Below are 24,706 nucleotides of genomic sequence, written 5' to 3' on the forward strand. Positions count from 1 at the left end.
GAGGCCCCAGCTCGCAATCAAACCGCAAAAGGCACCCTATTCCCGCTTGCCAATTGCCGAAACAGCTCAACGTGCTTCTGCACCATTTGCTCAATCCCGAACTTCTCCTCGACGAGCACCCGTCCTGCACGACCGAACGCGCTTCCAATGTCAGGACAGTCGACAATTTCCCTTATCCGCGACGCCAGTGCATTTTCGTCTCCGAATGGAATTAGGAATCCATTCTCTCCGTCCTTGACGATTTCGCGATTGCCCGCCACGTCTGTGGCTATGACCGGCTTTTCCAGCGCCATGTACTCTAGAATCACATTAGAGATTCCCTCTCCGTTTGTTGAGACCAATACTCCGACGGAAAAGGTTCTTATGACTTCTTCGACCCGTTTCCTGACTCCCAGAATGCGCACATTCGAAAGACCGTCGCGCTTCACACGCTCCATGAAGCTTTCAAGATCTGGTCCTTCGCCCACAGCGACGAATGTAATGTCCTTCCGCTCGCTGCACACCAATTTTGCCGCCTTGAAGAACGTACTATAGTCTCTCTCTCGATGAAATCTTCCGACCATACCGACTACGTGTTTGGTTCTTATATCCATCGAACGCTTGACGTCGTTGACGTCCGGAAGATTGTTTATTCGATCAAAATCAAAACCGTTTCGTATACAAAGAGCTTTTTTGCCTTCAACTCGAAAAGCTCTAAGTCCCGCTAAAGAATTTGCCAATATTACAGTTGAAAATGGAGCTGTCAGACGTAAACGTCGGTACGTATAATCCTTCAAATTCAGATGGGGCGGTGCGTTTTGTATCATTGCATTGATCAAAGCTGATCGAGATATCAACGCGATTGGTGACGCATACACCGAACACATCGACTCCCACGAATATATTATGTTCGGTCGGTATCGTCTCGCCAGGCCATATAGCTTTTCGAAAATACTGAAGTCCCATTGTCGGCTTCTTCTGATGATGTGTATTTTTATTCCCAGTGACCTAATCTCGTCATAGTGGATGGTATCTGAAAGAACGACGAGTTCGTTAATGAACCCATCTAGTTTGCTGAACCCACGCAGCAATTCAACCAGTTGCCGCTCCTTCCCCCCGGAGGCCAACGTGTCGGTTATATGCAGAACCCTGATCGCGGGCCTTGACGAATTCAGCATTCCCTCACCCGACCTTATGACCGCAGTCCCAGCGCTCAACCGAAATTAGGACTTTGATATAGGTTGATGTACGTTGGCGACGCAGAGGATCCTCACGATTAGTGTTGCCTCGACGCTTGGCACGAACTGCCACCGGGTCATGCGCCGCTCTCAATCACGACATGCGGGTGATGACCACCTGGTTACCCTCGTAACACCAGGCCGCACCACAGCGAACTCGGCGATCGTCACGTCCGCACCGATCGCCTCGGTCTCGACCACCGCCCATGCACTGTTTCGATTCATCACCACTCCTTCCCGACATCGGCCTGCAGCGCAGCGGACGAATACGTCGACTTCCGCTGCAAGTTCTTGTGACCGTCCTGCTCGGCCGCAGCGCGCGCAATCGCGGCGACACGGCGCACTTGGTCGCGTGTGAGCTCGGGAAACATGGGCAGGGACAATGATCGAGCGGCCATCGCTTCGCAGCACGGCAAGTCGCCCTGCCTGTAGCCGAGATGCTCGAGAGCAGGCTGTAGGTGGAGCGGTAACGGATAGTGGATCCCGGTCGCCACGCCGGCTTCGTCCAACTTGGTTCGCATTGCGTCACGATCGTTCGTGGTGATTACATACAAATGGTAGACGTGTGTCGACCCCTCTCGAACGAACGGCGTCTCGATCCCCGACTGCGCCAATTCAGTGGCGTACCACTCCGCAGCGCGCCGCCGATTGGTGTTCCATTCATCCAGACGCCGGAGCTTGACCTGCAGGACTGCCGCCTGGAGCGCGTCGAGCCGGCTGTTGAACCCGATCTCGGCGTGGCTGTAGTGAGTGGTTCGACCGTGGTCACGCAGTCGTTCGATCCGCTGGGCGATCGCGGCATTGTTGGTGGTGACCGCTCCGCCGTCGCCATAGGCGCCGAGATTCTTCGCTGGATAAAACGAGAAACATGCGACATCGCCGAGCGCCCCCGTTCGGACCCCCTGATATTCCGCCCCGTGCGCTTGGGCTGCGTCTTCTAGTACATAGAGGCCGCGCCGCCGTGCGATGTCCTTGATTGGACCCATGTCAGCCGGCTGCCCGAAGAGGTGGACTGCGATGATTGCTCTTGTACGGTCCGTTACGGCGCGCTCGATCATCTCGGGATCGATCGTGTAAGTGTCCGGATCGATATCGACGAACACAGGCCGCGCTCCCGTCGCCACGATGGCGGCCGCGGTGGCGATGAAGGTATGGGCGGTTGTGATCACCTCGTCGCCATGACCAATACCCAAGGCCCGCAGCGCCAGATGAAGCCCGTCCGTGCCGTTCGCCACACCGCGCGCGTAGCGCACCTGGCAATACGCGGCGAAATCTCTTTCGAACGAGGCAAGCGCCTCGCCACCTACGAACTGCGCGGAGTCGAGAACGCCTAGAATTGCTTCGGCCACGTCGTCTTTTAGCGTCTCATATTGCGCTTTGAGATCGACAAACGGAATGTGCATTTTTTCCAACCTCACGAGACTCCGTCTTTGTTTCCAGAGAACGTCATCGAGCACCGTGCCCCCGCAGAACCGCGGGAAACGTCAGGGCAATCAACTTCAGGTCGGTCAATAGGGTCCAGTTCATTGCATATTCGACGTCCATCTCGAGCATCACCTCGGGGCTGACACGACCCCGACCGCGCACCTGGCAAAGTCCGGTTATCCCGGGCTTCACAATGTGACGCTTATGGTGCCAGTCCCGGAAGTATTCGAGTTCATAGGGAATCGCTGGCCGCGGACCGACGATGCTCATTTCGCCCCGCAATACGTTGAGGAATTGAGGCAGTTCGTCGAGGCTGGTTCTCCGCAGCCACCGTCCCACGCGCGTCACGCGAGGATCGTCCGTCAGCTTGTATGGGGCGGCGGGGTCGTTCGAGAGGAGTTCCTTTGCCCAAGCCCTCCGGATCGCCTCGCGATGGACGTTTTCGTCGGCGTTGTGGTGGAGTGTCCGGAATTTGAAGCAGTCGAACGGCTTCTCGTCTCGCCCGATGCGACGTTGGCGAAAGACCGCTGGCCCGGGACTGTCGAGATGGATTGCTATCCACACCACGATGAAGACGAGGGCCAGCGGCACGATCGCGATAACGCTGATCGCGACGTCGAGCGCCCGCTTGCCGAATTCCCGCGGGGTCGCCTTCCGTCGCGTGGCGTCATGCGACGGCAATTTCGGGACCTCCCGCCGGCATGCTCCGCCGCCGAAATATCCGTTGATCCTTGCCATTGCTACGGTGCTTGTGCTTGAGCCGTAGACACGCCGATGCCGCCTCGAGCGCTTCGACAACGCGCAGCCCGTGCATTCCGTCCGCGCACGGCCGTTCCCCGGTCACGATCGCATTGACAAAGTCGAGTATCTCGAGCTTCAGCGGTTCACTGCTGGAAATCGCGGGGATATGCACGTCGCCATGATGATAGGCCGACTGGAAATCGGCATAGGAGTCGCCGTCGATCCGCGGCCTGAAGCGCTTCTGGTAAACGCGCACTTTTTCGGACGGCTGCACGTCGTCGAACACCAGCATCGCATCGCTTCCGACGATCGTGATCTGGCGCACCTTGACCGGGTCCAACCAGGAAACATGCACATGGGCGGTCGGGCCGCTCTTGAAGCCCATCTTGGCGTAAACAACATCCTCGACGTTGGGCAGAACGTGCGCGCAACCCCAGGCGCCGATGGTTTGCGGCACCTCCTCCAGCAAGCAGAAGATGATCGAGAGGTCGTGCGGCGCCAAGTCCCAAAGGACGTTGGCGTCCTGCCGGTAGAGACCGAGATTAAGACGCCGCGAATCTATGTAGTAAAGCTCGCCGAGAGATCCGCTCTTGATCATCTGGCGCATGACACCGACCGCCGGGTGATACTCGAACGTGTGCCCGACCATCAGCACGCGCTTGCGCTTTTCGGCGATCGCATTCAACTCGCGGCATTGCGCGCTCGTCATGGCGAGCGGCTTCTCGACGAGCGCGTGCTTTCCGGCCTGGAGCACCGCTCGCGCCAATTCAAAGTGCGTCTCTACAGGGGTGGCGACAATGACACCGTCTATAGAAGGGTTATTCAGTACCGCGCCGATATCATGCGAAACAGCGACAGAAGGATATTGTGAACGGATATATTCCAATCTATCAGGACGCGGATCAACGGCCATCGACAACCTTGCATCGCGTATATCGCAGCTGACGCGGATGTGTTTCGAACCCCAGTAGCCGCAACCGATGACCGCTAGCGAGGGGCCGTCGTTCCTGGTCCGCATTTCCGCGTCCTTATTCGCCATATTCGCCATGTTGGCCCCTGTTTGAACGCGCTCAGCGTGCATCCATTCAAGATAACCGATTGGGCGCGCGCGCCGCGGTAGAACAGGGATTATGATCTACGCTCTTTGGGGGTACACAGGTTGGACTCTCCCCCCGCCCCCTGCTCTCGTAGTGTTGGTCATAGCCAAAGTGATTGATTGGCTGGTCAACCACATAACGCCTTATCACTCCATGGGTTTTCAGCGCAGAGTCCGCGCCGATTGCGACAAGGAGCTGCCCGCATCGCCCATCGCAGATATGTTGGCCGACAGAACCATTGCGCCGGCGTCCTTCAGTGGAAACCTGGCGATCTTTGGTATAGGACTCCTCAAAAGAGGAGCACAGTCTCGAGGTCGCGGACGATCCGCAGGATGTCCGCTGGCCTTGCCGAGGGATGATGCGACAACCAGCAAGGAGCCCCCACGCCATGGACACGGGTTCTTCGATCGCACTTCTGCTCCGCAGCGACGACCCCCCATCGCCCGAGGATTGCAATCTAGCGGAAATCCTCGATTTTTTCGGAATTCCATGGACGGCGCTGACAGTCAGCGAAGCGAACGGGGACAAGGTCGCATCGCTGACGGCAAGTCATCCGCAGTTCTCCATCCTGACTTCCGCGCGCTCGCTCGCCGAAACCTTGCAGCGCTGCAAGGCCGGAACGTTTCCGGCCTGGTTGGCGGCAGCCGCTTCCGTGTTCGTCTATGACTTTCAACCAGGGGATCCCTGCAGGGCTCTGCTGCGCCAGATCACGGGAGACCCGGAGGCGGATATCCGCGGCATCGACGCATGGCCGATAACCGTGTCCGTCACTGATGCTTTTCCAGACATGTGCGGGCCTATGTCAGCCCTGCAGATCCAACTGCAGCGCGGCGCCGCGGATACGGCGCTTGTCATCCAGGCTGGTGGCGGATTGCAGAGCATCGCCGCGGCGCCCGAGGGACATCTGTTCGCCGGATTTTCTCATTCCGGCGTGCGCTTTTTTGCCGACGCGTCACTGACGATGGTGGACATTCGCGAACGGGCTGCGACTTATTTTGACGTGAAGAAGCGTTTCGCCGGTGCGGTGCCAATCGTGATGTATCTGAAGTGGTCGTTCCGCGACATCTGCTGGACTGCCTCCGAAACAAACGCGTGCCTGATCATCGACGATCCACCTCTGAGGCCACGGTACGGCTTTCTCGAATTTGGGGAGCTACTGCACTTGGCCAACAAACAGACGTTCGCGACGACCATCGCCTTCATTCCATGGAACTGGCAACGAACAAATCGCGACACCGTTGCCGCCTTTCGGAAAAATAGCGAAAAACTATCCGTCTGTGTGCACGGCTGCGATCACACCCGTGGTGAATTTGCAGCCCGTTCAGCCGAACTCCTCGACAGAAAACTGAAGACCGCCAAGTGTCGGATGCAGTCCCTTCTCAACAAGACCGCGCTTGATCATGAAAACGTAATGGTTTTCCCGCAAGGGGCATTCTCGCCGGAGGCAGCGTCGGCTCTTAAACGAAACGGTTTCGTCGCAGCAGTGAACACGGAAGTCGCACCAGCCGATGACACGTCGAACGAAACGACACTTGCCGACCTGTGGAGTGTCGCCATCGTCCGGTATGGGGGATTTTCGATCTTTACCCGGCGGTACATTCACCACGGCATTGAAAACTTCGCATTTGACGGACTCCTGGGCAAGCCGTGCTTCATCGCCGGGCATCACGACATTTTCCGGGGCCATGGCAGCGCACTGGCGGAGTTCCTCCGACAGCTTGCATCCTTGCGGTGGAAACTCTGTTGGCGGACTCTCGGGGACGCCGTTTGCCGCAGCTACAGCATTAAAGCCGGCGGCGGAACGAGCAAAATAAGGATGTTTTCTGAACAACTCCGCATCGAAAACAAGGAGGCGATGACGCGACGGATCCAAGTTATGAAGGAAGAACCACAGGTCGCCTCCTTGAAAACTGTTACAGTCAACCAGGAGATCGTCGCGCACGAATACATGGACGGATGTCTCAGACTGACCGTCGATATCCCGCCCGGCAGAACGGCGGATATACGCTGTGTTTATCACGAACAGCCGGATGCTTTCCCAGATTCAGAATCGGTCTCATACCGACTTGGAGTGGCGGCTCGGCGATATCTATCCGAACTTCGTGACAACTACGGGTCCAGCGACCTGTTTCGTTTTCGCCTGTAGCCGGGAGGCGCGCCGCAATTGAGCGTGATCATGCTGTTTCGGCCCAGGTACAATGCATGATGCTCCTAGCATGATGCTCTTGGCAGGTCGCTTCCTGCTCTGGCGGACTCCGACGCCTGACCCGATAGTCGCGTCCAAGCGGTCGTCACTTGGCCTCGGGCGCTGCCCTGGTCTCGAAAGGGCATTGCTGGCGCGCTGGTCCGCGCGCACGCAGGCGGCGGTCTTGCCCGCCGCCAGGAGCACGTGTCGGAGCAGTCGAAAGGATTACCCCCAATTCGCAGAGTTCACGCAGCATCAGACGCTTGCACATGAGGCATGAGACGGCGAATCTCGCACACTATCTCAATCTGGTCACGAATGACATCAGCTGCGATCACATCTCCTCGCGGCATCATCCGTGATGCCGCGGGCGATGACGGCACGCAAAACGTCATTCGACAACATGGCCATCGATAGATGAATGTCTCCTTCTCGAATTCTGGCTCCGTCGCGCCGTTACGAGCCGACACTTTATTCTTGATTCTCATCGGGATATTTGCCGCGATCGGCGGCGGATTGACCGCAATGGTCGGGGGAACGATTCCCTTTTTTCTTTATTCGTTGCCGATTGCCGCGGCGGTGGTTCTTGCCGACTACCGGAATGGAGTCTGGCTGTTGGTGTTACTGTTACCCTTCGCGTCAACCCAAATGGTTCCGCGTCAGGTATTCGAGGTCACCGGATTCAATTCGGAAAATTGCCTGCTCGTGCTCACGTTCTCGTCGTTGTGCTTGGCTTCGCTCCGAGAGGCCGTTCGATTCCCCCACCTGCCGCCGGCACTACTGGTTTATGTCGCACTGATTGCACTCGCCGCCTACAGCGGCTCCGGGTCGGCAGAGCAAGCGATCACGATTCCAGGCGAGGAGCCTTTAACCGTGAAGACATACATCCTCGACAATTTCGCTAAGCCGATGATTATCCTTGTCGTGGCTTGGATGGCGGCTGTGGTCTCGCGAAATGGAGGTGGGCAATCTCTGATCTGGGCGCTCGCAGGGGCCCTTGTTACCTTCTTCATGCTCGTCGTGGCCGACCTCGTTGGCAACGGCATCAGCCTTGAAAGTCTCGCGTCCGCAGGAGAGCGCGGTTTTCTCAGTTGGACCGGAATGCACGCCAATGAGATCGGCCTCATGGCGAATTTGGGGTTTGCGATCCTGCTCTACACGGCGGTGGCCACCGCCCGACCGATTCCGCGCCTGACGCTTTTTGCATGCGCCATCGCCGCCGCCGCGATGGCGGCGCTGACCTTTTCTCGAGGCGCCTTTATCGGCCTTGCCATCATCGTTGGACATTATCTGATCACCCGGCGCCGAACAGGCCAGATCGTTCTTGCGCTGTCGATCATCGTCGGTGTCACCTTGTTATTGCCCGGCGCATTCGTCGAACGAGCGACGACAGGTTTCGCCACAGAGGATACTCATGCAATCACGGCCGGTCGCCCCGACATGATCTGGCGCCCACTATTGCCAACGTTCTGGGAAGCGCCCATCCTCGGGCATGGCCTCGGTTCGACCATGTGGGCCACTCCCAATCTCCGCGGAGAAATGCTTCCGGTCGGACACCCCCATAATGCCTATCTCGGCGTTCTTTTTGATATGGGGATGGTGGGTGTCGCAGTCGTCGCAGCCTTCTTCTGGTCGGCTTGGGCCATGTTCAGACGCCTCGCGAAGAACCATGGTGATCCCCTATGGCGCGGGGTTTTCGAAGGGGGCGTTGTTTGCCTGATGTGCCTCGCCGTCCAGGGATTGACGGATGACCGATTTGTACCGACCTACCCGCAGGTGGCCCTTTGGCTGTGTTATGGGCTCGCACTCGGCCAGGCCCAATCAACCTGTTCGACCAAAAGAACGCAGCCATGAAGGTGTGTTTCGTCGGTCTTGAAAACCTCCCGGTCCTTGCCCCCGAATACAATCACCATGGTATTGGCGGGGAGGAGGTCCAACAGACGCTGCTCGCGAGAGCACTCGTTGCTCGTGGATACCAGGTTTCCGTTGTCGTCGGGGATTACGGTCAGTCCGACGCAGCAGCCTGGCACGGAATCACAACCTACAAAACGTATCGTGCGGATGCGGGCATTCCGGTTCTTCGTTTTGTTTATCCCCGTTGGACCGCAACGTGGGCGGCGTTGATGCGGGCCGATGCCGACGTCTACTACACGAGCAGTGCCGGCACGCGCGTCGGCTTGGTCGCGATGTTCTGCCGCCGGCATGGACGTGGCCTTGTCCACCGATTGGCACATGACACGGATGCCGATCCGGAGAAGTTGCTGATACGCTACACACGAGACAAAAAGCTTTACGAGTACGGATTGAGGAGAGCTGATAGTGTCCTTTGCCAGCACGCCGGCCAGCAACGCGCGCTCTTGGAAAATTACGGACTGACGAGCGTGGTCGCTGACATGCTGGTGGATCCCCCGGATCGGCAGCTGGATCGTGATCAGCGCGACGTGGAAATTCTTTGGGTAAGCAACCTGCGCGACTTCAAGCGCCCCGAGCTCGCCATCGAGTTGGCGCGCCGCATGCCTTCCCGGCATATCCACATGGTTGGCGGTCCACAACCGGGTTATTCCGAGCTGTACAGCAAGATCGAGTCTGCCGCGAAACAACTGCCGAACCTGACGTTTCACGGTCGTGTGCCTTATCACGACGTCGGTGACCTCTATGACCGCGCCAAGATTTTCGTCAATACCTCGCACACCGAGGGTTTTCCCAATTCCTTTCTTCAGTCCTGGCGTCGCGGTGTTCCGGTAGTATCATTTTTCGATCCCGATGGTCTCATCAAGCGCGAAGGTCTGGGTGCCTCACCCCAGTCCATCGATGAGATGGCTTACGTTGCCGACCACTTGATTGCAGATGAAACAGAATGGCGAAAGGCGTCCGAGCGATGCAGAAACTACATGGACCGGATGCATGGCGATCACGTGGTGCTGAAGCCCTATGTCGCAGCAATCGAGGAAGCGGTTCGCCGAAGGAAGAAATCACGCGCGTCGAGCAAACCGGTGTGGCAATGAGGCTTCTGATCGACGGCGATGTATGCAGGGGGAGCATGCGGGTCAGCGCGTCGATGGCCTCATTTCCTTTTGCCCATGCGCAGGCAGCAGTGGCAGACCGGTCGAGTCGCCCCGGTGGCTTTCACCCCCAACGCGCTCACAGATCCGTACATCAGCCTCGCGGCGTTGCGCGTAGTACAGGCGTTGGATCGCGCAAGAGGTCCTGCGGATCCAAACCTCTGCCCGCCGGCGATGTCGCTCGGGGCGCTCGTATTTAGCCATTGCCGAACGCGCCAGGCATCGGTTCAGCTAACGCAGCATCGGGCGCTGAGGCCTTTCCTCGCCGATACAATCGAACTCGGGCGGATGAAAGAAATAGAGCTTCAATCCGCGTTGGCGGGGGCCGCAGCCCGGACTTCGCCAATATCGATCTTAAGCGCCTGGAAGCGAGAGCTCGTTCGTGAAGGCGATATTCGGGCCGCGCCATTGCGGTCTTTGTCGGCTCACACGAAACTCACATGCCAAAGTATTACTCACGAAGAGCCACGAGGCGAAGCGCGGCGCCGCACTGGGGAGCGCCGCCTCACGTTGCGTCAACGAGCCAAATGGGCTCAAATCAACCCAGGAAAAAAAACTCTACCGTCGCTGGATGAATGAAGAGGCCGAGTCAACGACAGCGAGTAACGTGCTGTGTGCGATTCCTCGACAATCAATGAGGCCTCGTGATGCGCATCCTAGTAATAACAGATAAGCGGCTCGCTAGCCTACGTAACGGCCGCGATCTTCGCGTGTGGCATCTGTGCCGTGAATTGGCGAGGCGGCATGAGCTGTACCTTTTGACGGTTAATCTCAGTTCGCTAGATAACTTCAATGAAGGCCTAGTCGGTTTGGCTGATGTCTTCAAAACAATGAACGACGCACCGACTCTTCCTACAAACAGCCCCTCGCTGAAACGGCACTTCCGTCGAAATGATTCAAATTACTATTCGCTTTCCTACCCGCATCACTTTTCAGTTGTTACTAAAGCCATATCGGACATCTGTGAACAGAACAGTATCAGCCATATGATTGTCTGTAGCCTCTCCCTTGCGGAATTCGTTAGGCCGTTTTCGAGCAACAAGAAGATACTCTTCGATCTCATGGACAGTGAAGTTCTAACACTGACCCGAGAAATACAGTTTTTTCCACCCTGGCCCTTGCAGCCAAAAACAAGTCTAAAAGCGCACTTAATGCGCGCACGCCGTACCAAGATGGAAGCGTGTTTGCCTCATTGGTTCAACCACGTAACAACAATCAATGATGCAGATTCCGATACTGTTCGCAAATTGTCCGGCATCAGTACAAACATTAGCACAATACCGAACGGAGTTTCGACCGACCTCGTGGCGACATTTGACGCAAATAGTCATGTCGCTAAACGCAGGGGCGTGGCTTTTTGGGGAAATCTTTCCTTTAAACCGAACAGCGACGCTGTTCGTTCCTTCTACAAGAATGTCTATCGACCGTACTTGGCACCGGCCGGAATTGAGTGGTGCGTGGTGGGCAGGGATGCGGAGCTTTGGCTTCTAGAGGAGGCAAAGCGAGATCATGGTATTCGCCTCACTGGGTACGTTGACAACATTTCCTCAGTACTCGCCGAATACCCCATAATGGTGAACCCAATGCGAATTGGCAGTGGATTGAAGAATAAAGTGCTTGAGGCGTTTGCCATGGGGTTGGCTGTAGTTTCAACCGGATTAGGTGTTGAAGCTCTTTGCAAGGCACGTGAGGGCATCGACTACATGCGAGCTGACGAGCCCGAGAAGACGGCCTTTGCGATTAAATTACTCATCGAAAATGAATGCCTTCGGCTCTCTATGATCAAGAGTGCTCGAAAACTCGTGTCAGAGCACTACACTTGGAGCAAGGTTGCTGGCGATTTTGATGCACTTTTGTGCTCATTGTGAGCGCCGCTCCTGATTTGAAGCAGCAGGTATGTTTGTTTGCTATGTCGTTTTGGTCATTCTGTATTTCTTGCGCCACAGCCCTAACCGGCGATGCATCGATGATACTCCGCCTGGCCACATGAAACCGATGGGATGAGGCCCGCCAAACATGAGCTGTGAGCACGTCAGTTCCAGAGTTTGTTTGATGTTTTCCGGAGACTCACCAATGAGCTTTGATCTTCATTGCCGTGGAAAGTTCGGGCGGGCCGATATTCCTGCTCGCTATCTTCGGCGCCATCGCTAGGTCGCGGATCCATGGCCCCGATATTTCGTCAAGGCATTGCGCTCTCCGCTGCGCGCTACATCGAACAGGTCACCATGCTATTGACGCCGGTCGTTCTTGTGCGAACGATCGGGCCCACAAGCTTCGGCGAATATCGGCTGTTCTGGCTACTTGTAAGTACCGTGGCCCTTTTGATCTCCTTTGACATGCCCCGCAGCTTGCTTTTCTTCTTTGTCCGTTTGGATTCCCAAGGACGCCGGCTTTACGTCGGGCAGACGGTGCTGTTCTTGCTCGCCACAACGATGGTCGCGACGCTTCTGATTTTTGTCTTTGGTGAGGCGCTACCCTCGGGCATGAAAGACCTGCTGCACGAGCATGGGTTCTTGCTCGCGGCTTTCCTGCTTGTCTGGAATTTTGGCTTGTTGCTTGACGTGTTACCTAACGCCGCAGGGCAGGTTCGATGGCAGGCACAAGCTATCCTGATCACATCTGTGCTCAGGACCGCGCTCATAGTTTCCGCAGCAGTAGTTTTTCAGCGGATTGAAGCGGTGCTCGTTGCAGCATTGATTGCTGCCTGCATGCGCCTTGGACTTTTGGCGTATTTCATTGCACGCTATTGCGGTATTCGACTGTTCCCCCTGGACAAGCAGCAATTCCGTGCGCAGCTTCGTTATGCGCTTCCATTTGGCGTTGCCGTCTTGCTGTGGAGCATGCGGAAACAGGCCGAACAATGGATTGTGGCCACGGTGTTTTCATCAAGGGAGTTCGGCATTTTTTCAGTTGCAACTACGCTCCTTATGCCCTTTGGGGTCCTGAGAGACGTACTTGGGAATTTGCTTTTGCCCAAGATGAGCCATCTCCATTCACTTGGGCGCCACGAGGAGCTATTGCGCCTGAACAATCAGGGCAATGTGATCATCAGCGCCGTCATGTTCCCCGCCATTGCGGCATTATTCGCCTTTTCTGATGAAGTCATCCAGTTCCTGTTTACGAAGGAGTACGTGAGCGGCTCGCCGGTCCTGCGTATCTATCTGGTTCAGACGTTGATCTCGGCTGAGATGACCACGCTGCTGAATGTATTCCGACAAGGATCAGCTAACATGCGTTATGAAGCCTCAATTCTTCCCTTTGCCGTAATAACCAGTCTAGTCGGCGCTTGGTATTTCGGCTTGCCGGGCGCGGCTATCGGATCAGCACTGGCCACGTTCGTTTGGTATACGCTCTGCCTGAGAAGACTTTCAAACGTAATGGACGTTCCTGTCGCAAGACTGCAGGATTGGAAAAACCTTGGAATAATCTGGAGCGTATCCGCGGTTTGCGCCCTCGTAGTACGAGTTTCGGCCGACCTCCTGAAGCCGTCGGTCCCGATTGCTGCGATAGTCGGGCCCGCCGCAGTTTTGGTGCTCTATGCTGCTATTGTGTTTGTGACGGGGTACTATCGGACGCTTGCTGAGATGCGAAGATTCGATGTCCCAGAGTCAAATGACCATCTGCCAACAAGACAAGTTACCGTTGTTTCAACTCGCTCGTAGCCAAATGTTGCGCGACGGCGCCTCTACGCAGCGGCCACCTGACAAAGAAGCGTAAGCGTTAGCCTTAACCTTGGAAAAGGGAATTTCCCAACCGGGAAATCTCCTTCGTGCCCCTCCAGTAAGTTGATCAAGGCAGGGTTCATAATGAGTTCTGATTAGTCGGCGCAAAGTCATTGTCTCCGGCTTGTCTTCCCAGCTTTGGGCGTGGCCGAGACGCCACTCCAAACACAGGCGGGACGCCTACCCATGCAAGAACAACGACCGGATGCAACAGCCGTACGAGCGACGACGATTCGCACGAGGCGATGCGGTCCGTTCATGATGCAGAGCGCTGGCGAGCGGGCCGGAAGATACGTACCCCTGGCAAAGAGTGCCTGGAGCGCATGGTTCATTCGTCGAACGTGTCTAGGAATGCTGTTGGCCGCTTTGAGCTTCGCCGCCGGGCATGCAGGCGTTGTCAAGAGCGAGCCATACGTCTGGACAAACGTGAAGTGGGGCGGCGGTGGGTACGTCACCGGAATCGTCGCACATCCGTCGGCCCCCAACTTGCTCTACATTCGCACCGATGTCGGCGGATGTTACCGGTGGGATGCTGCCAACCAGCGGTGGATTCCGTTGCTCGACTGGCTCCCGCTCTCGCACCAAAATCTATTCGGCGGAGAGAGCATTGCTATCGATCCATCGAACCCGAATAACGTCTACTTCGCTGCCGGGATGTTCAACTGGTGGCGCGGCGGACCGTGGGATGTGCTTAAGTCCACGGATCAAGGCAAGACGTGGGAACGCACTAATCTGAACGTCGTAATGCACGGCAACGATGGTCGCGGCGCGCTCAACGGGGAGCGGCTGATTGTAGATCCGAACGACGGCAACGTCCTTTACTTTGGTTCGCGCAACGACGGTTTGTGGAAGAGCACCAACGCTGCAGTAAGTTGGCAGCGGGTCGAGAGTTTTCCCAAAGGCACGGCGGGAGTCGGGATCACCTTCGTGACCATCGATCGCACGACAGGCAGGGCGGGGTCGCCGTCTTCAACAGTCTATGCCGCTGTACGTGGCCACGGAGTCTATCGCAGCATGGACGCAGGGCTATCGTGGGCCGTCATGGCCGGCAGCCCGGTTGCCCCTCACCGCGAAGCCATCGCATCTGATGGAACCCTCTACGTGACCCACGACGACGGCGTCGCGAAATTTTCCGGAGGGGCCTGGACCAATATCTCGCCGCCTCAGCAGAGGCGCAACTTTTCAGCCATCAGCGTTGACCCGACCAATCCAAAGGTCGTGGTGACGATGGAGAGCCACTACGGCTGGTACCGCTCCACGAACGGCGGCGCCAGTTGGACCTTTTGGAACGTGAGCGCCACTTCTTCGGTTCCGTGGCTGCCCAACAGCGAGTTCGCCGATGGGCCGTCGGCGATGGTAATTGATCCTGCCGATCCGAAGCGGGTCTGGTTCACGGACACCGGTGGGGTGTGGCGCACCGACGACATTACCGCCAAGCGCCAAATTTGGCAGAGCTACGTAAATGGGCTGGAAGAGATGGTCGTCTTCGACGTCAAGTCCCCGCCCCGGGGCGCTCCCCTGCTCTCGGCTGTGGCTGACCATATCGGGTTCAGAAATGCCTCTCTCACCACGCCACCGCCCAACGAGTTCGGATATACCCCCTTCGGCAACTCCACAGGAATCGATTTCGAGGAGGCGGATCCAAACTTCGTCGTGCGGGTGGGACATCCTGGAGACACCTCGCCGGCCGGCGGCTATTCCATCGACAATGCGCAGACCTTCACGGCTTTTCCATCCAACCCAAACGGAAACTTAGACGGCCGAGTGGCGGTTTCGGCCACGTCACGGCGGATCGTATGGCTGCCGAAAGGAAGCGTTCCCTACTACTCGACCGACCTGGGCGCCTCGTGGACGCAGTCGGTTGGAGCGCCATCGGCCGCCGTCGAAGGAAAGAACTACTGGAGCAAGAACAAACCACTGGCCGCGGACCGCACAGATGGAAGCAAGTTCTACCTGTACGACTACAACAACGGGCATTTCTACCGCTCGACCGATGGTGCGGCGACATTCGAGAGCATCTCAACTATTCCGTCGTCGGGCTGGCGACAGCAGGTCGTAGAGGCCGCCCCAGAAATGAGCGGGGAGGTTTGGATGAGCAACGGTGCCTCGGGCCTTTATCGTTCGTCGAACGCGGGTGAGACCTTCGCCAAGGTCGCCAACGTGCAGTACGCCTTCATGTTCAGCTTCGGAGCGCCCCCGAACGGGTCGAAAGTCCCGACGGTCTTTCTCTACGGGACAGTCGAAGACACGAAGGGGGTCTTTAGGTCCGACGACATGGGGACCAGCTGGATTCTCATCAACGACAGCCAGTACCAAATGAGCGATTTCGTAAACGGAGCCGGGGCCATGGCGGGCGACCGGCAGGTTTGGGGCCGCGTGTACATCGGGACCGACGGACGGGGCGTCTTCTACGGTGTACCGTCAGCCCCAAGCGCGCGGATGCAGTGATTGATTTTGTCCGCTCGTTAACCCCTGGAGATTTGACGAAGAGCGCCCCTCCTTTGTAACCTGCTCTGGAACTTGCAATGTTTCGCGTATCATTCTTTTCGCATAGAAAAATGATCGGGCAAGCATGTGCGGAATTGCCGGAATAATCGAGGCCAAGAAGCCGGTTAGCTTTCAATTGCTGCAAAGCATGTGCGATGCACTCGCACACCGCGGCCCAGACGACGCTGGTACCTGGCTCAGTCCTGATCGGCGGGTAGGCTTAGGTCATCGGCGCTTAGCCATAATCGATCTCAGCCCTCTCGGTCATCAGCCAATGAGCTCGGACGATGGCCAGATAACAATTGTCTTTAATGGTGAGATTTACAATTTTCAGGAAGTTCGAGCCGAACTTCAGGCGCGCGGCAATAGTTTTCGCAGCACAAGCGATACCGAGGTCGTGATCACCGCGTATCGAACGTGGGGCCCCGCGTGTCTCGATCGTTTGGTCGGAATGTTCGCGCTCGCGATCTGGGACGGCGCCAAACGACGCCTGTTCGTTACTCGCGATCGGGCCGGCGAAAAGCCTTTATTCTATTTGCACAAGAATGGCCGGTTCGCTTTCGCGTCCGAACTGAAAGCCATTCTCGTTGATCCGAACATCCCACGGAGCATCAATCGCGAAGCGCTCGACGATTACTTGGCGTATGGTTACGTTTCCGGGTCACTTTGCATCTTCGACGGATTCGCAAAACTACCGCCGGGGCATTGGCTGACTTACGAACCCGATCTGGATCGACTGCAGATCAGCAGATATTGGGACCTACCGATACGTGCCACCAACACCGCGCAGAGCGATCTGCAAGAGCTCACGAGCGATCTCGAAGTCCTGCTGACGCAGAGCGTGCGCTGCCAGCTCATCGCTGATGTGCCGATTGGCATCATGCTGAGCGGTGGTCTTGATTCGAGCCTCGTGGCTGCCGCGGCCGTCAGGAGTTCGGGGCGGGCTGTTCGCACTTTCAACGTCGCCTTTCCAGGCTATCCGAGCTTCGACGAGTCGCGCCACGCGCGTCGGGTCGCTGATTATCTCGGTTCAAACCATACTGAACTCGTCGCTGAGCCGGGCTCGGGCGAGTTCCTGCCTTCACTCATTCGTCAATATGACGAGCCTATCGCTGACAACTCGTTGCTTCCCACCTATCTGGTGAGTCGCGCAATTCGAAAGGAATGCGCTGTCGCCCTAGGAGGCGATGGCGGCGATGAACTCTTCGGTGGCTACATTCATCATCCTTGGCTTCTGAAGATCGCGCAACTACGGAAGTTTGGTCTGCATCGACTCGGATTGGAAGCACTCGCCGCAAGATCGATACCGTTGGGAATCGAAGGACGCAATGCGATCATGGGGCTACTCAGCTGCAATGGGCCACAAACAGCGCTGACGCGACTACTTGATCCGATTACGAGGTCGCGACTGACCGGCCGGCCGATGTCGGCTACCCCGGAACTTCGCCGCGCTGGATTGGAAACAGTCTGCGGTGGCATAGATGCGATTTGTGCCGCCGAGTTTCGCACCTACTTACCGGATGACATTCTCGTCAAAGTCGATCGGGCCAGCATGCTCACATCCCTGGAGGTGCGCGCGCCGCTCCTGGATCATCGAATCGTCGAGTTTGCTTTTGGGCGATTGCCCGGAAGATTCAAAGTCCAGGATGCTCGAAGAAAGATCATTTTGCGTGCTCTTGCACAGCGTTGGCTACCTCCCGACTTTGATAGTCACCGAAAGCAGGGTTTCTCGATCCCTCTGCATGAATGGTTCCAGGGGCCTTGGAGGCCGCTCGTGGACGATCTCATCGCGACCGGTTCGCCACTTTTTGAAAAACGATTTTTGACGCGCCTCCTGTCAAGACTTCGGTCGACAGAGCGCGGAAGTCGCCGCTTATTTCAGCTCATGATGGTCGAGATGTGGCGCCGTGAGTATCGTGCTTCCGTACCAGAATAGCTTGCAGCTCGGTTGGAGCGTGTTCACCAGCGGTGCCTGCGCTCGGCGGATCCTGGCGCCGGCGTGATCATCGGCGGTGAAGACGTTCATCCGCGATGGCCGTACTGTTCTTCAACGATCGTCAACTGCGCGCCCATAGTCCGCACCGGCTACGAGTAGGAACTCGGCACCTGCCGCCAATAGTAATAGAGCGGCCAATCTGCCCCTTCCAACGGCCCGCAATCGCCGTGCCGCCATCGACCGGATGTGCCGGAAGTTTGGCGGAGGCCGGCAAAACGGGCAATAAGTGGGTAACTACGATGGTCGATTGAGCCGCGACCGCGCGGGATTAGATTCGGGCAGCAATGGAAGCGCCCGTCCCAATGGGTTCGATGAGTATGATAGAGAACCGATCAATCGAACTGAGCGGAAGAAGGCACCGAGTGGTTCGGCGTCAATGAGAGAACGGAACGTCATTTTGCGGATCGCCTGTCGGGAGGCTACTCGGACGGTTGTCCGCGAACAAATTCGGTGACCACGTTCGTACAGGGAATGACGCCATGCCGAACTCCAGACTGCGCAATAGCTTCCATGTCGACGTCGATGGCAGCGACCTGGGTCGTTGCATCAAATGGGCCTTGGTGGCTGTTGGCCTGACAATTTCCGTCACTCAAGCGAAGGCAGAATATCTGGTAAACATCGGAGATGTGCTGGAGGTTGCGGTGGCGGGCGTGCCGGAGCTGCGGCATCGTGCTCCCGTTCAAATGGACGGGAATATTTCGTTGCCTCTGGTTGGAACGCTTCCAGTGGCCGGCCTGCCCTTACCACAGATCCGAGCCAAAATCGGGGCTGCACTTGCGCGCAAGGTATTTCGACAGCGGACGTCCGATGGACGTGAGACGGTCGTCGTGATCGACGCAAGCGAGGTCACGACGATCATCGCGGAATACAAGCCCATATACGTAAATGGGGATGTATCGAAGCCGGGTGAGTACCCTTATCGTCCGTCTATCACCGCACGTCAGCTCGTCGCCGTGGCAGGCGGCTACGACATCATGCGCGTCAAAATGAGCAACCCGTATCTCGAGGCAGCAGACCTGAGAGGCGAGTATGGTTCGCTTTGGACAGAGCTGGCCAAAGAACAAGCGCGTATGTGGCGCATCAAGACCGAACTTGGAGAGGCAACCCAGATCAGTTCAGGCGCTCTGATGGACGCACCCTTAGCTCGATCGGCGATTTCGGACATCGTTAATGCAGAAACGGAATATCTGAAGACCAAGCAGAGCGATTATCAGCAGGAAAAGACGTACCTTCAGCGCGGCATTAGACAGGGAGACGACGAGGTCCGCGTGCTGTCAGAGCAGCAGAAGAAGGATGAAGAGGGACTTCACGCAGATCTTGACGACCTGCAGAAAACGACCGAGCTCTTCGGCAAGGGTTCCTTGATCAGCCCTCGCGTTACGGATGCGCGTCGCGCCGTGCTGCTGTCATCGACCCGGAAGCTGCAAACCTCTGCGCAACTGCTGCAGGTCAAGAAGCAGCAGGACGAGTTCGTCAGGAAGCTGGCAAAGCTAGACGACCAGCGGAGGCTCGACCTGCTCCGCGAGCTGCAAGATACCAGCGTGAAGCTCAATCAAATTCGCGAGAGGCTGCAGAGCGTCGGCGAGAAACTTCAGTACACCGCGATGGTTCGATCACAACTCGTGCGAGGAACCGGCAACCACGCGGAGATCGCCATCATCAGGAAGGGCGATAAGGGACAGGAACGGATCATCGCAAGCGAGGATACCGAGCTGCAGCCGGGTGACGCCGTCGAGGTCACTCTCCGATACCAGGATGGTCCTGCCGTCCCTCCCCGAAGGATAGGCAGTTCAGACATTCCATCAGGGACAAGCCGAACCGATGAGAGCTCTGGCGATTCGGTACGCATCGGGCAGAGGTAACAACAGCCGTCGCAATTCCCTAGCGGGAGATAGCATTTTGCGACGCTATCCTACGTTGGCGGATCCAAACCTCATCCGCGACGCCTGTAAATGGATGATGCAACGGTCATGAGCGCTCGATGGTCCGCCCCCGGCTGCACCGCCCGGATGCAGTCCATTAGGGGTAGCTCATAAGGCCCAGAATCTCCACGCCCCGTGGACGAGACTTCCGATTAATGTGGTGCCGCATGCACGGAGGCCAGTTGAGCGAATGCGGAAACTGTCCGAGATGATCTTGGTGACTGGAGGTACCGGCTACATCGGGTCCCACGTCTGTATCGCATTGCTGGACGCCGGGTTCGACGTCGTCGTGCTCGACAATCTCTCCAACAGCAACCAGACTTCGCTCGAGCGGGTGCAGTCCATTTGTGGGCGTTCGCTCGTCTTTCGGCACGCAGATATCCGCCATGAAGAGGCGATTCACGCCATACTTCGTTCCTGCGGAGTGACCGCGGTCATTCACCTTGCAGGATTGAAGGCCGTCGGCGATTCCAACGTACGGCCCCTGAGCTATTACGAGAACAACGTTTTGGGAACGATGCGGCTGGTGTCGGCAATGAAGAGGGCGAATGTAAAGACGCTCGTCTTCAGTTCGTCCGCGACCGTTTACGGAATACCTAAATACTTGCCGCTCGACGAGAAGCATCCCCTCTGTCCGACCAATCCGTATGGCCGCACAAAGCTCGTTATCGAAGAGATGCTGAAGGATCTCTGCAGGTCCGACGACGATTGGCGGATCGCCAATCTGCGCTACTTCAATCCGGTCGGCGCACACGAAAGCGGGCTGGTCGGAGAAGACCCGCTGGGCCTTCCCGACAACCTGCTCCCGTTTGTGGCGCAGGTGGCGATTGGACGGAGGGAGAAGCTGCAGATCTGGGGAAACGACTATGACACGCCTGATGGCACCGGAGTCCGCGACTTCATTCATGTGGTCGATCTCGCATCCGGGCATTTGAGCGCCTTGCGCAACCTGAGACAGCCTGGTGTGCTCACGGTCAATCTTGGCACGGGGAACGGCAGCAGCGTTCTGGACATCGTTCGTACATTTGAAGCAGCGAGCGGGCGTTCAGTTCCCTATGAAATCAAGGAGCGTCGGGCTGGCGATGTCGCCGCCTGCTATGCCGACCCGACCTTTGCGATGGAGGCTTTGGGCTGGAAGTCGACCCGATCGTTGGAGCAGATGTGTGCGGACCATTGGCGTTGGCAATTGCAGAACCCCGACGGTTACCATGGTAGCGCACTTTCAAAGACCGGAGCTGTCCAGGCATTTCCACCGTCACGGATGAGCGCGTGCGCCTCAGCTATTCGAACGGGCGACGCCGAGCGGATTCGGGGCGAGCACACCGCCCATCAGAGGTAGCTCGCAATGCTCCATAATCTCCAAACCGGAGAGCGAGGCGGCAGGTAAGATGCGGTCGCGTGGGGATTTGCGATGCCACACTATCGTGCATTTGTTTTGGACGAACACGGCCAATTGGGGAGCGTGGTCAACCTTCACTGCCCGGACGACGCGTCCGCAACCGAGCGGGCCGGGCGGTTGGCGGATGGCCACGAGGTTCAGCTTTGGCGACTGGTCGCCGAGCTCAAGTTTGACGATCCGCGGCAACGACACAAGCGGCGGCGGGCTGCCCGTGCACCAATGCACTGAGCTCGATTGATGGTGCGCTCCGTCTCGTGGTCAACTCGCGCATCTTCCGCTGCAAGCCAGATCAGTGTGCCCACTAAGGACGCTGGCGCGTCACCACGTCGGGATCGTGGACCAATTGCGCCATCATCCAGCTGGCCGCTGCGGAAAGCGCGAAGCCGGCGCAGGTCGAAAGCGCATCGACCATAAAATCCTCAAACCTCGCGTGCCGTCCCGGTACCCATAGTTGCATGATCTCAAGGAGGCCGATCAGGGCAACGGCGAGCGCTGAAGCAGTCCAACGCCGCTGCGGATAGGCAAGGCCGAAGGCAATCCCGACCAGAACGAAGGCGAGCGCGTGATCGCCTTGCTGTCCGAGAAAGGGGCGAGGCCGAGCGTCCGGAGGTCCAAGCGTTGCGAAAGTGACGGCGGCTGCGAGCAGCCACGCGACAAGCCGAAGAAGAGCGGTAATAACCACTAAAGGGCCTCGATTGGCAGCGCCTGCCGGCGCTCTTCATTTCTGAGACTCGATTTCAAGAACATGCTCCCTCCACTCGGCGCAACCGGCACCCCTGAGCGGTAGAACGCCAGGTCCATGATTACCACCTGCTCTCGACACATGAGTGCAGGATTCCTGACGTGCGTGGACGAAAGGAGAGTACTCCAAAAGGATGGGACACTGAACCAAAATCCGGAACTTGCCTTCTGCAACGGCTCGGCGATCCGGGCTTGCGCGTTTGCTCTGGATCAGCACATGGCCGATTAGGTGCGAAACATCACGCTCGACATACAATTTCAAATAGCGGTTGATATAGGTGCATCCGCACTGGGAGTACCCATCCATGGCAGTTGTTAATCGCTGTTTGTTAGCAACAATAGCTTCTGCTTTCCTCAGGATTGAGGACAATGCGATGGCGATCCGTGAAGGCGCTACTCGCAGCCGCGGGGGCTGGACGGCCCTAGGATCCAGCCCGCTGAGGCCATCTCATTGTTCACGGCTCGAGCACAATCCGTACCCTAACCCAAAAGTGGTGAGAGAGGGTCCTCCATGCGGGCTATATGATTCGCGTAAAGATGAAGGGCATAATGAGGCGTCTGAAGGCATCTGAGAGATGTCGTATCGCCGCGTGACAGGTGATTGCAGATGGCTCGCACGGTCGTGCTCAACGAGGAAATGAAGAACTCCCTCACGCGGGGACGATGCGCGCACCTGTGGATGGCAGCGGTCATGCTCGCTATGACATGGGCGTCGGAAACGGAGGCTTCCCGGGATCAGGCGCGGCACCGCGCAGACGAGCAACTGGCAACGACTTTCCACGATCTCGGTTCTGACGAGTTCAAGAGGTTGCTGCCGGGCCGGGGCGGCAGTGACAAATCGATACAGGTTGCGCAAGCGACGATTAGCGACACAGGGGCCCTGCAGCAGCCCCCTAAACAGCAACGCGACTGGCCAGAGTCCCTGTCATGCGAACTTGCCTTTGCAAGGCGCGACATAGAGCTGCTGCAACATCTCGAGCGGGAGCACGATCGGGCCGAGTGGCTGGTGCAGAGCCTTGACGATGCGCGGCGCGAGATCGAAGCGCAAAAGGCGTTGGCAGCGAAGGCCCTGGAGGAAAGCTCCCAACTGAAGCAAGCTTCCCGGCCGAATCAAGCGGGCGAGAGTGGCGCGGCTGAGCTGCAGGCATTCCTGCAGGAGGAGCGCGAGCGGTCGGCCCGGCTGGAGCAGGATCTCGCAGCCGCGCGGCGCAATGTCGAAACCCAGGGTGCGTTGGCGACGAAAGCAGGTGAGGAAACGTCCCGGCTGAAACAAGCCGGAGAGCGCGAAGCCGCAGAGCTGCGGAATGCCCTGCAACATGAGCGCGAGCAAACAACGCGATTGGAGCAGAGTCTCGCAGCCGCGCAGCAACACGTCGAGACCCAGGCTGCGTTGCTGGCAACGGCAAACGAGGAAATCTCGCAGCGAAGTCGGGCGGCGGAGGCCAGTGCCGCGGACTTAACGCAATCGATGCAGAAGGAGCGCGAAACGTCCGCCCCGCTCGCGCAGGTTATCTCCCTGTCGCTGAGCGCGATTTATGCATACCAGGCGCAAACCGCACCGTCGGCGAGAGCCAGCGACGGCTCGTCCTTGCTGAGAGCGCCAGAAGGGAACGGCACGGCGGAGCTGCAGAATTCCCTGCAGCAAGAGCGGGATCGGGCCGGGCAGCTGGAGCAAGCGCTGGTGGCTGCGCGCCGAGATGTCGATGAGCAGACGACGCTGGCCGCAAGGGCGAGTGACGAGGTCGCCAGACTTACGCGAGCGGCAAAAACCGAGGCCGCAGAGCAGAAGCGATCGATCCAGAAGGAGCAAGAGAGAGCCGATGCACTGGCGCAGGATCTCTCGATCGCTCGCAGCAAGGTCTACGCATACGAAGCTCAAGCGGCCAAAGCCAGCGAGGAAGCGGCACAGCTCAAACAGACGGCAGCGAGCAATACGGCCTCGCTGGAGCAGTCGCAGCGGCGGGAGCGCGAGCGGGCTGAACAGCTGGCCCGGGACTTGGCGAAAGCAAGCCGCGAGCTCGACGCGCAGACCGAACGGGCGTCCAAGGCGAGCGAGGACGTGGCACGGATCAAGCAGGCCGGAGAGCGCGAATCGGCCGAGCTGCGGAGCCTGTTGCAGCGTGAGCGCGAGCGCGCCGAGGGGTTGGAAAGGGATCTGACATTGGCGCGTCGGGATAACAGCGCGCTTGCGGCGAAAACTCTCTCCGCTGCGGCTCCGCCGGCTACCACCGGCAAGGCCGCGCGCGAGGAGCCACCGTCGGCGCCGGCCCGGCCAATCCAAAACCGGCCTACGCAAGATGGACTCGTCCACGACAAGCCCATCCAACAGAAATCGGTCGGAGACAGACCAGTCCAAGACAAAGCCTTATCGGCGCGCAGCAAGGGCGATGCTGAGGTCCAGTCTAACAACAGCGCGCAGGCGGAGAAATTGGTCGCGCGCGCGAGCGCACTACTTGAACAGGGAGACATCGGCTCGGCCCGGATCGTGCTGGAGCGCGCCGCTGAGATGGGGAGCGCGAAAGCAAGCTTCGCGCTCGCGGAAACCTACGATCCGCTGATCCTGCCGAATTTCGGAACGTACGGAACGCAAGGGGATTCCACTAAAGCGCGAGATCTTTATGCGCGAGCCGAAGCCGGGGGTATCAAGGAAGCAAAAGCGCGATACGAAGCGTTGCGCCGATAAAAAGCCCAAAGCGGATGCAGCGTGCGTAA

At 57.9% G+C, this 24,706-nt stretch carries 15 protein-coding genes; 10 read left to right on the top strand and 5 right to left on the bottom strand.

The features are described 5' to 3' along the window. Positions 1-17 precede the first annotated feature (17 nt). The 4 genes from IQ16_RS28900 to IQ16_RS28915 form a co-directional block, all read right to left on the bottom strand. Positions 18-1,157: a glycosyltransferase gene (locus IQ16_RS28900; protein WP_145831889.1), complete on the bottom strand. Its 1,140-nt coding sequence runs from the start codon at positions 1,155-1,157 to the stop codon at positions 18-20. Positions 1,158-1,441: 284 nt separating this feature from the next. After that, complete coding sequence (locus IQ16_RS28905) at positions 1,442-2,620, bottom strand: DegT/DnrJ/EryC1/StrS family aminotransferase (RefSeq protein WP_051122976.1); 1,179 nt, start codon at positions 2,618-2,620, stop codon at positions 1,442-1,444. Positions 2,621-2,663: 43 nt separating this feature from the next. Further along, positions 2,664-3,323 carry a sugar transferase gene (locus IQ16_RS28910; protein ID WP_018643003.1) on the bottom strand — a complete coding sequence of 220 codons (660 nt, stop codon included), beginning with the start codon at positions 3,321-3,323 and terminating at the stop codon, positions 2,664-2,666. Continuing rightward, positions 3,310-4,431, bottom strand: coding sequence for a Gfo/Idh/MocA family protein (locus IQ16_RS28915; protein ID WP_158646947.1), 1,122 nt, complete (start codon positions 4,429-4,431; stop codon positions 3,310-3,312). Before IQ16_RS28915 ends, IQ16_RS28910 begins: the two co-directional genes overlap by 14 nt. A gap of 437 nt (positions 4,432-4,868) precedes the next feature. Between IQ16_RS28915 and IQ16_RS28920 the strand changes: the two genes are divergently transcribed. From IQ16_RS28920 to galE, 9 genes are all read left to right on the top strand, one after another. Beyond that, positions 4,869-6,626, top strand: coding sequence for a polysaccharide deacetylase family protein (locus IQ16_RS28920; protein ID WP_020607876.1), 1,758 nt, complete (start codon positions 4,869-4,871; stop codon positions 6,624-6,626). Positions 6,627-7,082: 456 nt separating this feature from the next. Next, positions 7,083-8,519, top strand: coding sequence for an O-antigen ligase family protein (locus IQ16_RS28925; protein WP_018643007.1), 1,437 nt, complete (start codon positions 7,083-7,085; stop codon positions 8,517-8,519). Further along, the gene (locus IQ16_RS28930; protein ID WP_018643008.1) at positions 8,516-9,670 is read left to right on the top strand and encodes a glycosyltransferase family 4 protein; all 1,155 of its coding nucleotides are present in this window, start codon (positions 8,516-8,518) and stop codon (positions 9,668-9,670) included. Before IQ16_RS28925 ends, IQ16_RS28930 begins: the two co-directional genes overlap by 4 nt. Positions 9,671-10,374: 704 nt before the next feature. Continuing rightward, positions 10,375-11,595: a glycosyltransferase family 4 protein gene (locus tag IQ16_RS28935; RefSeq protein WP_145831890.1), complete on the top strand. Its 1,221-nt coding sequence runs from the start codon at positions 10,375-10,377 to the stop codon at positions 11,593-11,595. 294 nt (positions 11,596-11,889) lie between these two features. Then, positions 11,890-13,389, top strand: coding sequence for a lipopolysaccharide biosynthesis protein (locus IQ16_RS28940; RefSeq protein WP_018643010.1), 1,500 nt, complete (start codon positions 11,890-11,892; stop codon positions 13,387-13,389). Between the two features lie 417 nt (positions 13,390-13,806). Beyond that, the gene (locus IQ16_RS28945) at positions 13,807-15,897 is read left to right on the top strand and encodes a WD40/YVTN/BNR-like repeat-containing protein (protein WP_145831891.1); all 2,091 of its coding nucleotides are present in this window, start codon (positions 13,807-13,809) and stop codon (positions 15,895-15,897) included. Between the two features lie 124 nt (positions 15,898-16,021). After that, positions 16,022-17,872, top strand: coding sequence for an asparagine synthase (glutamine-hydrolyzing) (gene asnB / locus IQ16_RS28950; protein WP_026311993.1), 1,851 nt, complete (start codon positions 16,022-16,024; stop codon positions 17,870-17,872). Positions 17,873-18,411: 539 nt separating this feature from the next. Next, the gene (locus tag IQ16_RS28955; protein ID WP_020607878.1) at positions 18,412-19,794 is read left to right on the top strand and encodes a polysaccharide biosynthesis/export family protein; all 1,383 of its coding nucleotides are present in this window, start codon (positions 18,412-18,414) and stop codon (positions 19,792-19,794) included. 268 nt (positions 19,795-20,062) lie between these two features. After that, positions 20,063-21,193, top strand: a complete 1,131-nt coding sequence (galE, locus tag IQ16_RS28960; protein ID WP_167526358.1) for a UDP-glucose 4-epimerase GalE — start codon at positions 20,063-20,065, stop codon at positions 21,191-21,193. Positions 21,194-21,554: 361 nt separating this feature from the next. Here galE and IQ16_RS28965 read toward each other — a convergent pair whose 3' ends face one another. Continuing rightward, positions 21,555-21,929 (bottom strand): VanZ family protein, encoded by a 375-nt coding sequence (locus tag IQ16_RS28965; RefSeq protein ID WP_035666488.1) that lies wholly within the window; start codon positions 21,927-21,929, stop codon positions 21,555-21,557. 672 nt (positions 21,930-22,601) lie between these two features. Here IQ16_RS28965 and IQ16_RS28970 point away from each other — a divergent pair. After that, positions 22,602-24,677 (top strand): hypothetical protein, encoded by a 2,076-nt coding sequence (locus IQ16_RS28970; RefSeq protein WP_018643018.1) that lies wholly within the window; start codon positions 22,602-22,604, stop codon positions 24,675-24,677. Positions 24,678-24,706: the final 29 nt, after the last annotated feature.

Source organism: Bradyrhizobium huanghuaihaiense, from assembly GCF_007830635.1.
GTDB classification, from domain to species: domain Bacteria; phylum Pseudomonadota; class Alphaproteobacteria; order Rhizobiales; family Xanthobacteraceae; genus Bradyrhizobium; species Bradyrhizobium huanghuaihaiense.

Excerpts from the sequence above, each read along its gene's own strand:
- IQ16_RS28900 (WP_145831889.1), bottom strand. The coding sequence starts at position 1,157 with ATGCTGAATTCGTCAAGGCCCGCGATCAGGGTTCTGCATATAACCGAC.
- IQ16_RS28905 (WP_051122976.1), bottom strand. The coding sequence starts at position 2,620 with ATGCACATTCCGTTTGTCGATCTCAAAGCGCAATATGAGACGCTAAAA.
- IQ16_RS28915 (WP_158646947.1), bottom strand. The coding sequence starts at position 4,431 with ATGGCGAATATGGCGAATAAGGACGCGGAAATGCGGACCAGGAACGAC.
- IQ16_RS28920 (WP_020607876.1), top strand. The coding sequence starts at position 4,869 with ATGGACACGGGTTCTTCGATCGCACTTCTGCTCCGCAGCGACGACCCC.
- IQ16_RS28925 (WP_018643007.1), top strand. The coding sequence starts at position 7,083 with ATGAATGTCTCCTTCTCGAATTCTGGCTCCGTCGCGCCGTTACGAGCC.
- IQ16_RS28930 (WP_018643008.1), top strand. The coding sequence starts at position 8,516 with ATGAAGGTGTGTTTCGTCGGTCTTGAAAACCTCCCGGTCCTTGCCCCC.
- IQ16_RS28935 (WP_145831890.1), top strand. The coding sequence starts at position 10,375 with ATGCGCATCCTAGTAATAACAGATAAGCGGCTCGCTAGCCTACGTAAC.
- IQ16_RS28940 (WP_018643010.1), top strand. The coding sequence starts at position 11,890 with ATGGCCCCGATATTTCGTCAAGGCATTGCGCTCTCCGCTGCGCGCTAC.
- asnB (WP_026311993.1), top strand. The coding sequence starts at position 16,022 with ATGTGCGGAATTGCCGGAATAATCGAGGCCAAGAAGCCGGTTAGCTTT.
- IQ16_RS28955 (WP_020607878.1), top strand. The coding sequence starts at position 18,412 with ATGCCGAACTCCAGACTGCGCAATAGCTTCCATGTCGACGTCGATGGC.
- galE (WP_167526358.1), top strand. The coding sequence starts at position 20,063 with ATGATCTTGGTGACTGGAGGTACCGGCTACATCGGGTCCCACGTCTGT.
- IQ16_RS28970 (WP_018643018.1), top strand. The coding sequence starts at position 22,602 with ATGGCTCGCACGGTCGTGCTCAACGAGGAAATGAAGAACTCCCTCACG.